Raw genomic sequence first — 15,783 nt, forward strand, 5'->3', positions numbered from 1 at the left:
TGGGCAGTGTTAATCGCTTAGAAAGTGTAGCGTGCACCCAGAGAGAATCGTGCGCCAGTAGACTGGAAGTTCAGCAGACGTTCTTTGTAGATAGAGAATCTTCTGCTTTCGTTGTCCAGAATGTTGGTACCGTCAACAAAGATAGACAGGTTCTCATTAACATCGTAAGTCGCAGTAAAGTCTAACTGACCGTATGCTTCCACCATTTCTGGCTGGCTGTAACCGCCTACTGCACGGGCCAGGTACTCGTCACGCCAGTTGTAGGCGATACGTACCTGAATGGCGTCTTTTTCGTAGAACGCAATCAGGTTGTACGAGTCTGACAGACCTTCCAGAGCAAAGGTTTCAACGTTGTTGTTCGGATCGAAATCATCGTCTGAATCAACAAAGGTGTAGTTAGCCTGAACACCAAAACCGCTTTCGAAAGTGTGCAGAACTGCTAGTTCAAGACCAGTGATGTTAGCTGCTTCGGCGTTACGCTCACGGGTTACGTTAAACTCACCATATTCGTTACCAGGCAGAATGTCTTCTGGCAGGGTAATGCTGGAGATAAAGTTATCTACACGCTTACGGAATGCTGAGATACCCGCGTAGCTAGCTTCGCCGTAGTACCAGGTCCATGCCAGGTCAAAGTTAGTTGACTCGTATGGCAGCAGTTGTGGGTTACCACCGTAAGCAGTAGATGCATTCAGACGACCGTTGTAACCACTCAGTCCCGGAGTCATACGGGTTAGCGTAGGACGCGCGATAGACTGTGACGCTGAGAAGCGCACTACGTGCTCATCAGTTACGTCTAATTTCAGGTTTACAGACGGTAACCAGTAATCGTAATCATTGGTTTCTGACAGGCGCATGGTGTCGCTCAGTGTCAGGTTCAGCAGGGTGTCATCACCTTGTACCGGTACGATGTCAGTGACCAGTGCGCTGTAACCGGTAGCTTCGATATCAGTGTATGAATAACGTAAGCCAAAGTTACCAGTCAGTGGCATATCCGCAACTTCGGTGTTGATATCAACGCGGAAGTAAGCTTCGACTACGTCTTCAGAAACGCTGGCAACACTGTTGCGGTTAGGACGTGCGTATGGACCACCCAGCTGACGACGAATTTCGATGGTATCCGCATACTGGCTGCCCGCATCAATAACGTTTTCCTGAATGCTGGATTCTGACCACAGGTAGTCTGCATATTCAAACGGGTCGAAAGTAAACCAGGTTGAAGGTACGCCACCGCTTAAGAAACCGCCCTGGTTAACACCGTGGAAGATTTCGTCTGGCACATCAGCGTTATAACCACTGAATACGTTACCATTTGTACCGTTGTCATAGTCCTGACGACCTTTAGTGCGGCTTGAGCCGTAAACACCAAAGTGAATGATGTCAGCGTAATCCAGACCTAAGGTGTATTTACCGTCGATCTTAAACTGTGACATTTTGTCATCAACATCAGTACCGCTGAAGTACAGCGAGTGAGCGCGCAGCGCAGATGCGCTCATGGCGTTGTCGTAGGAGATTGAACCGTAGTCACCACCGTTGGTGTAGTCATAACGCGGGTTAGCGTTAGGCATACCAGCGATAACGAACTGGCCAGTACCACCGGCGTCGTTTACTGCATCAGAGTAAGAAACATCAAAGGTCAGCTCCAGCTCTTCAGTGGCGAACCACTCCATGTTTAAACCAACCTGACGAGTTTCAGTCGGGCGGTTAAATGCTTGCTGTACGAAGTCAGAAGACAGACCCGCTACGTCATCAGCGTAAGAGTAGGCCAGCATGGTGTTGTTTTCGTCTACATAAGCAGAGTCAAAGCCTGCTACCCAGTCGTGGGTCCAGCTTGCTGCCGACATAACCGATGAATCAACGGTAAACTTCGAGTACAGGATATCTGCGGTTAACAGGATATCGTCGTTCGGACGAGCCTGAATAACAACCGTACCACCAATACGCTCACGCTCACCGGCGTCGTCACGGAAGTCGTAGTTACGCGGAGCCATTACACGAGTGTAGTCACCAGGGCCTTCCTGGTTAGGGATATAGCTGAAGTCACGCTCAATCCAGCCGTCAGTGATAGCTTCTTGTACGCGGTAGCTACGGTTTACATAGTTTAATGAAACCAGCGCGCCAAAGGTGTCGTTAGAGTAGCTGTACACACCAGAAACTTGTGGTGAGTATTCTTCAGCCAGGGTGTCGTAGGTGCTTTTAACACTGAATGCTGCCTGCGTACCTTCGGTATCCATCGGCTTTGCAGTGGTCAGGTTGACCGTAGCACCGATACCACCAGAAATCAGATCAGACGTTGATGATTTGTATGCATTTGCGCCGCTGATTGCTTCTGCCGCCAGGATATCAAAGCTGAACTCACGGCCTGAGTTTTCGGTTGCCAGTACACGGCCGTTATATAATACCGAGTTAAATTCAGGGCCTAAACCACGCACGGTAATGAAACGGCCTTCACCGCCACTACGGTCGATTGAAATACCAGTAATACGCTGGAGAGATTCTGCAACGTTCTGATCCGGGAATTTACCCAGTTCTTCACTAGAAATGCCGTCAACAATTGTTGCTGAGTAACGCTTGTTGTTCAGGGTTCTTAAGTTACTGCCGCGCAGACCACTGACCTGAATGATTTCAACATCAGCAGTATCTTCTGATGCAGATGCATTTTCTTGCGCATTCGCAGTCATGTTTAGTGATGCACCAATCAGCATCGCTAACATGGTTTTTTTGTGATAATTCGATTTCACTTTCTATTTCTCCAGGCAAATGAAAACTTCTTGTAGGGCGGCTTGGGCCAATGAATTTAAGTGTTAGGTAAAAGTTAAATTCATTTTAAGAAGTTAGCGTCGTCAAATGTATAGCAAATGTTGAAGCGCATGCTAGTGAGATTAACACTTGCTTAACATGGAGGAAGAAATGGAAAAACTGGACGATTTTATGATAAATGAAGTAATTCTATGACTTCGGATTATTTTGCTGCATTTGGCCGGTAGCGAAGCTTAAGGAAATTTTGTCGGCTGTAAAGTCGCAATGTGATGTAGATCAATAAAAGAGAGTCAGCGCCGTTAGCGACCTGTGTTGGGTAGGCTATGCAAATTAGTAAAATAAGTTAGCCAAAAGGATAAACTTTTTGGCTTGTTCAGAGGGCAAACAGACCATGCTCACTACCCGGACTATCTCTTTGTAAACTCGAAAATAGTCCAGTTGCAGAAGATAGTTTTAGTGTTAAGTTAATGTAACGCGTTTTGGTGCGTCGCCGCTCTCTCACTTTGAACAGGTTAACGTCCTGGTTAAACCACATGTAATTTCCTTCCTTGTGATGTGAAACGAGTGTGCTTATATGTGAGCAAAATGTAACCTGCTTGAGGAGGTTTTTTCTCTGACGAGGCTAATTCTGGCTTCGTTATAGAAGCGGCACAGTTAACCGGCGTATAGGTGTAAAGGCGTAGTTTTAAGATTAGTGGTCAGGTAAATAACTCTGGCTATCCGTATAATGACCCACCACCCTTCTGATTTTTCTACATAAAACCAGATTCACTCTGCTGCCGGACTGGTTGGTTTGAGGCGCTAAAAACACGGATAAATAACCTTATGAATAACACCATTAATCACCATCGACGAAAACTTCTGATTGCCGCCGGGATTTCGGTACCTGCGCTGTCGCTGCCATTTAATGCCCTGGCCGGTTCGTCTGCGGCACCGGTTGCCAACACTGCGCAGGGTAGGTTACGAGGGCTGAACGATAACGGTGTGTTGATCTTTAAAGGTGTGCCTTATGCAGGCAGCGTGTCTGGTGCCGCTAACCGTTTTAAAGCGCCGCCGCCTCCTGAGGGATGGTCTGGTGTGCGCGATGCCACACGATTTGGTGCACCGGCCTGGCAAAAGTCGCAACCTTTTGGTTTTGACCAGCCCGACATGAATGAAGACTGCCTGTTCCTGAATGTATGGACACCCGCACTGGATGGTGCCAAACGGCCAGTGATGGTTTATCAGCACGGTGGTGGTTTTGTTATTGGTTCAGGTGCTGCCCCCTGGCAGGACGGGGCCGCGCTGGCTCGCGAGCACGACGTAGTGGTAGTGCAGTCTAATCACCGTCTTGGCCTTATGGGCTATTTGTATTTAGGCGGCTTACTGGGCGAAGAATACCAGGGCAACCAGGGCTTGCAGGATTTAGTCGCAGCGCTTAAATGGGTTAATCAGAATATTGCCGAATTTGGTGGCGATCCGGATAACGTGATGATCTTTGGCGAAAGTGGCGGTGGCGGTAAAACCTCGGCGCTTTATGGTATGCCTTCAGCCGCGCCGTATTTTGCCAAAGCCTCCATCGAGAGCCCCATCGGACCCGGCCACCAAACGCCTGAGCAGGCGACAGAGATAACCCGCGAAGTGATGCGCCGGGTCAATGTTACCGATCCGCGTAAGTTGCTGACCTTACCTGCTGATGTGTTAATAAAAGCCCAGGTTGGCGGTACCGCTGCGCAAACTGGTGGAGCCGGTCCTGCCGATGCGTCTAAAACCGCGGATGGTGAAATTATGTTCTGGCCGTTAATTGATGGCAAGGTACTGCCGGAAGAGCCCTTTAGTGGCCATGCGCCTGCTGTTTCTGCTAACAAGCCGCTAATTGTGGGTACCTGTAAGGATGAGTCAGTGTTTTTCTATCAGGGCGACAAATCGGTGTTTAGTCTTACCGAGGCCGGACTGCACGAACGGTTAAAGCCGATCTTGGGCAGCCACACCGAGCGCTGGATTAACACCTTTAAGCAATCGCGCCCGACGGCAACGCCGTCTGAACTCTTTATTGCCATTACCACGGCCAAACCCTGGCGCGCCCATCACCTGCGCATCGCCGAAGCGAAAGCAAAGCAAGGTACGGCAAAGGTGTATTCGTATATCCTCGATTATAACTCGCCGGTGCCGGTGAGAGGCACTGATTTTCCGCAGGGCTCGCCCCATGCCTCGGATATTGCCATGAAGTTTAATACTGCTGCGCAGTTTGGTCCTAAAGACGAAGCCCGGCTTAAAACCGCTACTAACATGAGTACCCTATGGGCTAACTTTGCCCGCCACAGCGTGCCTTCGGCACCAGGGCAACCCGAATGGCGCGCGTATAGCTTAGACGAACGGGATACGCTGATTATTGATGCCGAGTGTCGCCTGCAAAAGGATCCGGAAAGCCTGGAACGTCAGTTTTTTGCGCAGGAGCCTCATGCCGATACCGAAGTGCCAATCAAATAATGCCAAAAGGAATAGTGTGATGTTCAGGAAACGTATAACCCTCAGCGTGATTTGGTTTTGCGGGTTGATTTTAACCTCCCTGGGGGTGAGTGCTCAGCAGCAAAATACCGCATCCGCCCGCTGGATATCTGCCGAAGGGGTAAACGATGCGAGCGCCGCAGTGCTGTATTTTCGCCGCTCGGTAATGCTTAGTGAGGTTCCCGATACGTTGCCTGTACGCATTACTGCGGATAATCGTTATCGCTTGTTTGTTAATGGCAATGCGGTAGGGGCAGGCCCGGAACGAGCCGATATTAACCACTGGCGGTTTGATAAGTTTGATTTAGCGCCTTATCTGCATAGCGGCAAAAACACTCTGGCGGTGCAGGTGTGGAACTGGGGGAGTTTAAAGCCTGTGGCCCAGTTCTCCTTGCAAACCGGGTTGTTGCTGGAAGGACTCAACGACGCAGCAGAACTGGTTAACACAAATGCCGCCTGGAAGGTTTATCAAAACAATGATTATGCTTTTATACCGGTGTCGGGGCGCGAGGTTGGCGGTTATTACGCGGCCTCCCCGGGAGAGACTATTTATGGTGCCGGTATCCCTCAGGGCTGGCAGCAGCCTGGTTTTGATGACCGCAGTTGGCAATCGGCCGTTGCGCTGCGTTTACCGGTAGCCAACAAGGGCGACTCGGCCTTTGGCGTTGCCGTTGGCTGGCAGTTAACGGAGCATTTACTGCCGCAGATGGAAGAAAAGCCGGTGCGTTTTGCCAGCGTGCGCCGTAGCAGTGGTGTAGAGGTACCGACAGACTTTATCAGTGGCAAAACCGCGCTGACTATCCCCGCTAATACCACGGCTACCCTGTTGCTCGACCAGTCCCATCTTACCAATGCTTACACCACGCTGAATACGTCACGGGGGGTTGGTAGCGAAGTTTCACTGACCTACGCCGAGTCGCTTAAATATACCGACGGCAGTAAAGGCAATCGTAACGAGATTAAAGATAAGACGATTCATGGTCTGACCGATAAAATCTATCCTGCGGGACTGGCTGAAGAGTCTTTTCAGACCCTGTGGTTTCGTACTTATCGTTATGTGCAGTTAACCGTTACCACCCAAAGCGAGCCGCTGATAATTAATGATCTGCACGGCGTATTTACTGCCTACCCGCTTGCATTAAAGGCCGAATTTGCGGCCGATGTTAACTGGCTTGATGATATGTGGGACATGAACTGGCGCACCATGCGCTTATGTGCCTTTGATGCCTACTTTGATACGCCCTATTACGAGCAGCTACAGTACACCGGCGATACCCGCATTCAGTCACTGCTAACCCTGTATATGGATGGTGACGACCGTCTGTTCCGTCAGGCGTTATTGCAATTTGCTAATTCCATGAGTGCCGAAGGGCTTACGGCAAGCAGATACCCGTCTTCAATGGACCAGTTTATCCCGCCGTTTTCGCTGGTGTGGGTAATGATGGTGCATGATTACTGGATGCAACGGGGCGACGAGGCCTGGCTGCAACAATTTCTGCCGGAGATCCGTAACATTTTCAGTTGGTTCAGTGCGCGACTGCGAGCCGATGGTTTACTGGGCCCCATTGAGTGGTGGCCATTTATGGATTGGGTGCCGCAGTGGCAGCGCGGTATTCCGCCCGGCGGATTAGCCGGCGGCTCAACGTTAATTACCTTACAGTTTGCTTATGCGTTACAACAGGCGGCGGAGCTGGAAGCCGGGTTTGGCGTGGCCGGACAGGGGCAGGAGTATGCGGCACTGGCCAAGCAACTGATTGCGGCGGTTAACCAACACAGTTGGGATAGTGCAGCAGGCATGTATGCCGACCAACCCGGTGAGCAGGTATTCAGTCAGCAAACTAACATTATGGCTATTCTTACCAGTGCTATTGACCCGCCAGCGCAACCGGCGCTGATGCGCAAAATACTGGATAAGCCCAATCTGGCCAAGGCGACCTATTACTATCAGTTTTATTTGTTTGAAGCCCTGTATAAGTCAGGCTTGGGGGATGAGTATATTAAGCAGCTTGCCCCGTGGCAGGAGATGCTGGCGCTGGGGCTGACAACCACCCCGGAAAACCCGGACCCAACGCGCTCAGACTCGCATGCCTGGGCGGCGCATCCTAATTACGGGTTACTCAGTATTGTACTCGGCGTCCGCAGCAGTGCGCCCGGTTTTAGTAAGGTTAGTATCGCGCCGAATTTAGGTGAGCTGACCCGCGCCAGCGGCACTATGCCGCACCCACTGGGTATGATAAACGTGGCGTTACAGCGACACAATGAGTCAGGCCTGACCGGCACCATCACCTTGCCGGCCGGGCTAACGGGCGCATTTCACTGGCAGGGTCAATCGGTGCCCCTGGTGAGTGGCGAGAATACGCTGGCGTTTGATTAAGGCACGGATGACAGGGTGGGGCGCAATTACTATACTCAGCGGTATAAGCGATATAACCAGTAAGTGACAGCAGGTAAGCAACGCTATGGATTTAACTACGCTGACAGCACAAATAGAAGATCTTGGCGCAGCGCCGCCCTTCGAGAAATGGCATCCGCCGTTTTGTGGTGATATCGACATGACCATTAAGGCTGATGGTAGCTGGTGGTATATGGGCAGCCCCATCGGCAGGGAAAAGCTGGTTAAACTGTTTGCTGGTGTATTGATAAAAGAAGGCGATGAGTTCTTTTTAAAAACCCCGGCAGAAAAGGTGCGCATTAAGGTTGAGGATGCGCCTTTTGTGATTACCGGCTGGCAGCGCCATGACACCGACGACGGTCCGGCCATTGAGGTGATATCTAATTTAGGTCATGTTGCGGTGTTGTCTGAAACCCATCCACTGGTAGTAGATCACAGCAATCCTGAGCAACCGCGCCCTTATGTCACCTTACACCGTGGGCTTCAGGCGCTGGTTCATCGTAACGTTTACTATCAATGGGTAGATATAGCCGAGCCCGCCATTATAGACGGGCTCGAACATCTTGTGATCACCAGTGGTAAATCGCGGTTTAGTTTAGGCCAGCTATAGCTGGCTCCCGGCGCTAGTTAATTTCTTCGTAAGGCATGCCCACGTACTGGCGTGCAATTACTTTCTGTCCTTCTTCGTGATTCAGGAAAAAGTCCAGTTCTGACTGCATAAAGCGATCAAACGTGGCTTTGTCCATGCCGTTAACTTCGGTCTGGTCAAAGTCGTGCAGCATATTACTCATCCACCAGGAGAAACGCTCACCGTGCCATACACGACGAAGTGCAATTTCTGAATAACGAAGCGGTGCGTTAAGGTCATTATCGTTGAAGCGTTTTTGCAGCAATTTATTCAGTGTATATACATCTGAGGCGGCCAGGTTAAGACCCTTGGCACCGGTTGGCGGCACAATGTGGGCGGCATCACCCACCAGGAACAGATTGCCAAGTTGCATAGGTTCGCACACAAAACTACGTAATGGAGCAATAGACTTTTCGATACTTGGCCCTGTGGTAAGGTTTTTAAGACTGTCCTCAGGCAGGCGCTTTTTCAGCTCATCCCAAAACGCTTCGTCTGACCATTCTTCTACTTTGTCGGTTAGGGGTACCTGCAAATAATAACGGGAACGGGTTGAAGAACGCATACTGGCTAAGGCAAAGCCCCGTTCAGTTTTACAATAAATCAGTTCATCACTCACCGGCGGTACATCGGCCAGCACGCCGAGCCAACCGAAAGGATAAATTCTTTCATGTTCGGTGCGCTTGTCGGCCGGAATGGTTTGTCGTGACACCCCATGGAAACCGTCGCAACCTGCAATATAATCGCAGTCAATAGTAATGGTTTGACCATCTTTAATAAATGTTACCTGTGGTGAGTCACTTTCCACATTATGCAGCTCTACTTTTTCACTTTCATAGTAACTGTTGAGACCGCTGGCACTGCGTGCTTCCATCAGGTCGCGGGTAATTTCGGTCTGGCCATAACACATTACTGTGCTGCCTTCGGTAAGTTTGTTAAGGTCAATACGGTAGCGCTTGCCGTAATAGGCAATGTCAAAGCCATCATGCACATGACCTTCTTTATCCATGCGCTCGTGTACACCGGCTTCACGAACTAAATCAACAAATCCCTGTTCCAGAATACCTGCGCGAATACGACCTAAAACATAGTCCGGACTCACTCGTTCCACAATGATGTTGTCGATACCGGCTTTGTGTAGCAGTTGACCAAGTAGCAGACCTGAAGGGCCTGCGCCAATAATAGCGACTTTGGTTTTAACGTTCATAATGGTAATTCCCTCAATTCAGTTCTCTGTTGTTGTCCCTATGATTATTGAGGCGGGCAATAATTGTTATTCACTTCCGTGTTGAATTGTTGTACTTTTTAATCATATGTTAATTTTTTGTCCGGGCAAGTAATTGCAATGTTACTTCCTGAGGTAGGCCAGGGTGACGACACAAAAGCAAATTCCATTTTATGATCTGTATGGTGAATCGTTTTTGCGGCTTAAGCCGGATTATGTACACCTTGAAGATATTGAGTCACGCAGCGCCGATCTCGGCTGGGAAATAAAGCCTCACCGTCATGCCCATTTGGCGCAGATTATTTGTGCCTTCGACAGCAAGTGGCAAGTTCAGATGGATGATAACGTTTATCAGCTTAGTGGTAATTGGGTGGTAACCCTACCGCCGGGAGTGGTTCATGGTTTTCATTTTGCGCCGAATACCAAAGGATTTGTGCTGTCAATCAATGCAGATGTCATTAGCAATATGGACGTGGGTGAAGACATCAGTGCCTTTAATCAGCTGGTATGGTTACCGCAAACCATTGAGTTCCGGAGCCAGCGACAGGCGGATCGTTATCTTAACTATTTAATGATGTTATCGGATGAAATGAAGATCTCAGATCCTGGCGCAACCACCACCATAATGCTATTGCTGAAGTTACTGCTGATTACCATTGCCCGGCAGCGTCAGCTGGTTACCATACAAAATGGCCCTTCTGGGCGTGAAAATCGAATATTACTTGGCTTCAGAGAGCTGATAGACAAGCATTTCCAGGATCATCTTACCGTTGATGAATACGCCGAAAAATTGTTTGTATCGGTGTCTACCCTGAGCCGAATTTGTCGTCAACAGCTGTCGCAAACGCCCAAACGACTGGTACATCAGCGTTTGATAAGCGAAGCGCGACGTCGTCTTATTTATACCCAGCAAACCCTGGATGAAATCGCCCTGACACTGGGCTTTAAGGATACGGGCTACTTTTGCCGGTTCTTTAAGCAAATGGAAGGCGTAACGGCTGGGGAGTTTCGCACTAAAAAAAGAAAATAACGATAACACTAATTGCCTTACACTTATGTAAGGTAATGGGTTATTCACTTGAACGCGCTGTATCTAATGGGTTTGAAAGCGCGGTTGCGGTGTTTTTTATTTGGTTTTGGTTTTTTATTTATAGAAAAAAATAATGACCTTTGGCAGTTTTCTAAACTGCACGGTGGCACAGAGTAACGCATACTAGAGCAATAAAAAAATAGCGTTATTCGCGATGATTACAGCGGCTTGAATTGTATATTTTAATCTTTGAATTGTACTTTTTTATCTGTGCCTGAAAATCGTACAACCGCGTTGTAGCGTGTGCAGACATTCGTTGCCAACCCAACAGGCATAACAGGCAACATAATTTAGGAGCAGGACATGAGCAAGTTTGTAGTGGATGCTGACTGGTTACACTGGCATCAATCACCTTCAGTTCCCACGTTTAAGGTGCCGGAAGGAGCCGTGGATGCCCACTGCCATGTGTTTGGGCCAGGCGACGAGTTTCCTTTTGCGCCGCAGCGTAAGTACACCCCTTGTGACGCTTCTAAAGATCAGTTGTGGGCGCTGCGTGACTATCTGGGTTTTAGTCGCAATGTTATTGTGCAGGCAACCTGTCATGGCGCAGATAACCGCGCGCTGGTGGATGCCCTGAATCATTCCAATGGTCTTGCCCGCGGTGTCGCTACCGTTACTCAGGATATTACCAGCGAAGAACTGCAGGCCTTACATGATGCCGGCGTTCGTGGTGTTCGCTTTAACTTTGTTAAACGTCTGGTGGATGCCCTGCCATTTGATTCGCTCTCTACCATTGCGGAAAAAATCAAACCCTTTGGCTGGCATATCGTGATTTACTTTGAAGCTCAGGAACTGCCGGAACTGTATGATTTCTTTACCGCGTTACCCACCACGGTAGTGGTAGACCACATGGGCCGTCCCGATGTTGCAAAGCCAGTCGACGGTCCTGAGTTTGCGTTGTTTTTAAAACTGCTGGAAGAAAACGAAAACTTCTGGAGCAAGGTAAGTTGCCCTGAGCGTATTTCTCAGGTCGGCCCATCAGGCGGTTATGCCGATGTGGTGCCGTTTGCACGTACTGTGGTCGAGCGTTTCCCTGAGCGGGTACTGTGGGGAACAGACTGGCCTCACCCTAACATGAAATCGCACATGCCGGATGATGGCCACTTGGTGGACATGATCCCGAAAATTGCGCCAACCGAAGAATTGCAGCGTAAATTATTGATTGATAACCCTATGCGCCTTTACTGGGCGGATTAAAACAGCGTGCTGGCAGCTATGGCTGCCGGTCAGAAAGAGACGGGAGTTTTTATGAAGATTGTTGTCGTAGGACCTGGTGCATTTGGCATCAAACATTTAGATGGTCTGAAGAATATTGATGGTGTTGAGGTTACCGGTCTGGTAGGCCGTAACGCTGAGAAAGCCCAGGCGGTTGCCGATGAATATGGCATTGCAAATGTTTACACCACGCTGGAAGCTGCGTTAGAAAGCGACGCCGATGCCGTTATTCTGTGCACGCCAACGCAAATGCACGCGGCGCAGGCCATTGCCTGTATGAAGGCGGGTAAGCATGTCCAGGTGGAAATTCCGCTGGCAGACAGCTGGGAAGATTCTCAGGAAGTATTAAAGGTGCAGGAAGAAACCGGCAAAATTTGTATGGTTGGCCATACCCGCCGCTTTAACCCTTCGCACCAGTATGTGCATAATAAAATTACAGCGGGCGAGCTGAACATCCAGCAAATGGATGTACAAACTTACTTCTTCCGCCGTAAAAACATTAACGCTAAAGGTGAGCCGCGCTCGTGGACCGATCACCTGCTGTGGCACCATGCTGCGCACACGGTGGATTTGTTTGCCTATCAGGCTGGCAGCAAAGTGGTAAAAGCCAATGCTATTCAGGGGCCTGTGCATCCTGAACTGGGCATTGCGATGGATATGTCGATACAGCTACTGGCGGAAAACGGCGCTATTTGTACGCTGTCCCTGTCGTTTAACAATGATGGTCCGCTCGGCACATTTTTCCGCTATATCTGTGATAACGGTACTTATATTGCCCGTTACGACGATTTGGTAGATGGCCGTGAAAATGCTATCGATGTTTCTCAGGTCGATGTGTCCATGAATGGTATTGAGCTGCAGGATCGCGAATTTGTTGCGGCGATTAATGAAGGTCGTGAGCCTAACAGCAGTGTGGCCAAGGTATTTGATTGCTATCGTGTACTGTACGAACTGGAGCAGCAATTAGCTGCGCAGTAATCTGCTACACAGTAAATAAAGGATAAGCATTATGTTGCAACGTAAGCTGGCCGGTCGCATGGTCTCAGAGATTGGTCTGGGATGCATGAACCTTGACCACGCCTATGCAAAAAAAGTGGATCAGGCGACGGCTAACCGTCTTCTTAGCACGGCTTTTGAGGCTGGCATTACCCATTTTGATACCGCTGCCCTGTATGGCTTTGGTGCAAATGAGAAAAAAGTGGGTGAGGCGATTAAAGGCTTTCGTCAGGACATTTTTCTGGCCAGTAAATGCGGGATGGTTGGCCTTAATGGCAAACGTACTATTGATGGTCATCCTGATGCCATTAAGGCAACGTTGGATAATGCATTGACCAGCCTGCAAACTGACCATATCGACCTGTACTATTTGCATCGTATCGATCCGAATGTGCCGGTAGAAGAAAGTGTGGGCACGCTGGGAGATATGGTTAAAGCCGGTAAAATCGGTGCGGTGGGCTTGTCAGAAGTATCGGCGGACACCTTAAGAAAAGCGCATGCGGAGTACCCGATTGCCGCGCTGCAAACCGAGTACTCTTTATGGACCCGCAACGCTGAAATCGCGGTGCTTGATGCTTGTAAAGAGCTTGGCACAGATTTTGTAGCGTTTAGCCCGCTGGCCCGGGGTTATCTGGCTGGTGGTGTCGATCCGGCGACCATGGGCGAAGGGGATATTCGCAAAGGGATGCCGCGTTTTCAGGGCGAAAACTGGCTGGCCAATCAGGCGTTATATGATGAATTTGCAGAGCTGGCTAAAGGTGCCGGGATTACGCCTGCTCAGCTGGCCATGGCCTGGGTGTTGGCACAGGGTGAACATATTCATGCTTTGCCCGGTACCAGCAGCGAAGCCCATTTGCTTGAGGATATTAAAGCCAGTGGCCTGACGTTAGCGCCGGAATTACTGACCAGGGCGGATGAACTGGTTAATCGCAGTACCGTAAAGGGCGCGCGTTATGGCGCGGGTGCTCAAGCTGATATTGATACCGAAGTATTTGCTGACGAATAAGCTACCTATATAGAGTTAAGCCCGTCTCAGTTTACTGATGACGGGCTTTTTATTATGCCAAAGCTGCCTGTTGAGGTTTGCTGGCATAGTCCCGCAATGCAAAACGCAGGGCAATATTAGAGACTGCGCCACCGAGTAACGCCCCCCAGAATACCTTTATTACAAGCGCCTGAATAAAGCTAATGGCGGCTAACCCGCTGACTACACTCAGCAAAGTAAACAGCCCCAATGAGACCAAAGCTGAAATAAGCGCAAAAATCAGTGCGCGTAGAAAGGGTAGCTGAGGCAATGCTGATGGCGTGCGAACATTTGCGGGTGGATGAATAGCGCCTGCGGCGAGTCTTTTACGGGTCAGCATTGACGGGAAAAATGAGCCCAGTAAGCCAATGGCCAGTCCCTGCGGAATGCTGTCGATTATCAGGCCCTGTTCACCGGTCAGGCTAACGTCGGCCTGGCCGCCAAAAATAAGCCAGACAAACAGCAGACTAAATAAAGCGTTAATAACCAGGCCGATACAGGTTTCCCTTTTGATGTAGCCACTAACAGGCTGTTGCGCATGCATATACAATCCTTATTAAATTTACGTTAACCAGATGTAAATTTAATAAAGCAGCTGTTATTAAACCAATTGATTGTTGTGTTAGGTGTATCGATAAATTTAATAGCTGGCGACAGCCAGCTTATCGCGTTGACTGTTCCAGAATGGTCAGAAAGCTTGCCTGTAAGCGGGTAGGAGTCCAGCCTTTGCGCAGGGTATAACCTATCTTCCTGACAGGATCGCCAAGGTCCAGCGGGCTCACGGCCAGCAAGCCGGCCTGTACATCTACCTCAACCTGGCGGGCGGGTAATAACGCAGCGCGATCGCTGTTGATGAGTAACGCGCGGGTGGCTACCAGTGAGCTGCATTCGATAATATCGGTAGGGGCCGGTAGCTGCATATTGCTAAACAGCTCGCCAAAAATTGCCCGGGCCGGTGTGCCGGTTTTCGGCACTATCCATTGTAATGATGACCAGTCAGCCTCGCTTAGGCTTGATTGCGTTGCCATAGGATGGCCATGGCGAAACACCAGTGACAGGTTATCGTTAAACAGGTGATGTTGGGTAATTTCGTCGCTCAGGGGCGGAAATCGTAACGCGCCCACCAGAATATCAATCTGGCCATGCAGCAGGGCGTGCAGCTGTTCTTCATAGGGGCCGTCTACAATACTTATGTAAGCCTGCGGTGCCAGCTCGGTAAGTTTTAAAACCGCATTAGGAATAATACGCGTACGGGTGAGGGGTAAACTGCCGATCCTTAACGAGCCATGCCCCGAGCCCGCGAGTTCCTGAAGTTCATCAAGACCCTGTTGTAATTCGGCAAAATAGAGTCCGGCATGACGACTTAACTGTCGTGCGCGCCAGGTGCCTTCAACTCCGGTGGGCGAGCGGGTAAACAAATTCTGGCAACACAGGGTTTCCAGTTCTTTTATGGTGCGGTGCAGGGTTGGCTGGGTTAACCCCATTACCCGGGATGCGGCCGTATAGCTCTGGTGCTCAACAACTTGTATCAGGGCGGCCAGCTGACGGGCGCTGATACCGCGCAAAAACATCAGCCGGGCAGACCGGTCGGCATTAAACAGTGTATTGGCAAAATTTTCGATGTAAGCAAAGCCCCGTTCAAAGCGATTTAAAAATATCTCTCCTTCCGGGGTAACAAACATGCCCGTTGTGGCTCGTGTAAACAACGCAACGCCAATGGACTTTTCCAGTTTTCGAATGCTTTGTGTGAGTGCCGACTGGGTTAGGTGAACATGACGTGCTGCCTCGGAAAGATTAGCATGCTTGCGGATTTCGAGAGCGCAAAATAAATGCCTGATATTGAATTGCATGACGGTCTTCCTTGAGGATTTAAATTCATTATAGAAAATCCTAATGGATTTTTACATCTTTCTAAACGGAATTTTTGGTTATCTGCACGCATACTGACAGTATCAGAATTTGAATGTATTTG

The 15,783-nt window shown here is 49.6% G+C and carries 11 protein-coding genes; 7 read left to right on the forward strand and 4 right to left on the reverse strand.

All coding sequences use genetic code 11. The features are described 5' to 3' along the window. Window positions 1-17: 17 nt before the first annotated feature. Window positions 18-2,738, reverse strand: a complete 2,721-nt coding sequence (locus BFC17_RS04085; RefSeq protein WP_070175186.1) for a TonB-dependent receptor — start codon at window positions 2,736-2,738, stop codon at window positions 18-20. Between the two features lie 844 nt (window positions 2,739-3,582). Between BFC17_RS04085 and BFC17_RS04090 the strand changes: the two genes are divergently transcribed. From BFC17_RS04090 to BFC17_RS04100, 3 genes are all read left to right on the forward strand, one after another. After that, window positions 3,583-5,226, forward strand: coding sequence for a carboxylesterase/lipase family protein (locus BFC17_RS04090; RefSeq protein ID WP_070175187.1), 1,644 nt, complete (start codon window positions 3,583-3,585; stop codon window positions 5,224-5,226). A gap of 19 nt (window positions 5,227-5,245) precedes the next feature. Next, on the forward strand, window positions 5,246-7,618 hold the full coding sequence (locus BFC17_RS04095) for an alpha-L-rhamnosidase-related protein (RefSeq protein ID WP_070175188.1): 2,373 nt from the start codon (window positions 5,246-5,248) through the stop codon (window positions 7,616-7,618). 85 nt (window positions 7,619-7,703) lie between these two features. Beyond that, entirely contained in the window at window positions 7,704-8,246 is a 543-nt protein-coding gene (locus BFC17_RS04100; protein ID WP_070175189.1) for a DUF1285 domain-containing protein, read from the forward strand. 13 nt (window positions 8,247-8,259) lie between these two features. Here BFC17_RS04100 and pobA read toward each other — a convergent pair whose 3' ends face one another. Next, window positions 8,260-9,468 (reverse strand): 4-hydroxybenzoate 3-monooxygenase, encoded by a 1,209-nt coding sequence (gene pobA, locus BFC17_RS04105; protein ID WP_070175190.1) that lies wholly within the window; start codon window positions 9,466-9,468, stop codon window positions 8,260-8,262. Window positions 9,469-9,631: 163 nt separating this feature from the next. On the opposite strand from pobA, the gene BFC17_RS04110 reads away from it, so the two are divergent. The 4 genes from BFC17_RS04110 to BFC17_RS04125 all read left to right on the forward strand — a co-directional run bounded on the left by BFC17_RS04110 (window position 9,632) and on the right by BFC17_RS04125 (window position 13,793). Next, window positions 9,632-10,516: a helix-turn-helix domain-containing protein gene (locus BFC17_RS04110; protein WP_070175191.1), complete on the forward strand. Its 885-nt coding sequence runs from the start codon at window positions 9,632-9,634 to the stop codon at window positions 10,514-10,516. A gap of 363 nt (window positions 10,517-10,879) precedes the next feature. Beyond that, window positions 10,880-11,773 (forward strand): amidohydrolase family protein, encoded by an 894-nt coding sequence (locus BFC17_RS04115; protein WP_070175192.1) that lies wholly within the window; start codon window positions 10,880-10,882, stop codon window positions 11,771-11,773. A gap of 51 nt (window positions 11,774-11,824) precedes the next feature. Further along, the gene (locus BFC17_RS04120; protein WP_070175435.1) at window positions 11,825-12,769 is read left to right on the forward strand and encodes a Gfo/Idh/MocA family oxidoreductase; all 945 of its coding nucleotides are present in this window, start codon (window positions 11,825-11,827) and stop codon (window positions 12,767-12,769) included. 31 nt (window positions 12,770-12,800) lie between these two features. Then, on the forward strand, window positions 12,801-13,793 hold the full coding sequence (locus BFC17_RS04125) for an aldo/keto reductase (RefSeq protein ID WP_070175193.1): 993 nt from the start codon (window positions 12,801-12,803) through the stop codon (window positions 13,791-13,793). A gap of 52 nt (window positions 13,794-13,845) precedes the next feature. On the opposite strand, the gene BFC17_RS04130 is transcribed toward BFC17_RS04125, so the two are convergent. Continuing rightward, window positions 13,846-14,355: a hypothetical protein gene (locus BFC17_RS04130; RefSeq protein WP_070175194.1), complete on the reverse strand. Its 510-nt coding sequence runs from the start codon at window positions 14,353-14,355 to the stop codon at window positions 13,846-13,848. Window positions 14,356-14,473: 118 nt separating this feature from the next. Further along, on the reverse strand, window positions 14,474-15,661 hold the full coding sequence (locus BFC17_RS04135; RefSeq protein ID WP_070175195.1) for a LysR family transcriptional regulator: 1,188 nt from the start codon (window positions 15,659-15,661) through the stop codon (window positions 14,474-14,476). Window positions 15,662-15,783 lie beyond the last annotated feature (122 nt).

It is taken from the genome of Marisediminitalea lipolytica, from assembly GCF_001758465.1.
Taxonomy (GTDB): Bacteria; Pseudomonadota; Gammaproteobacteria; order Enterobacterales; family Alteromonadaceae; genus Alteromonas; species Alteromonas lipolytica.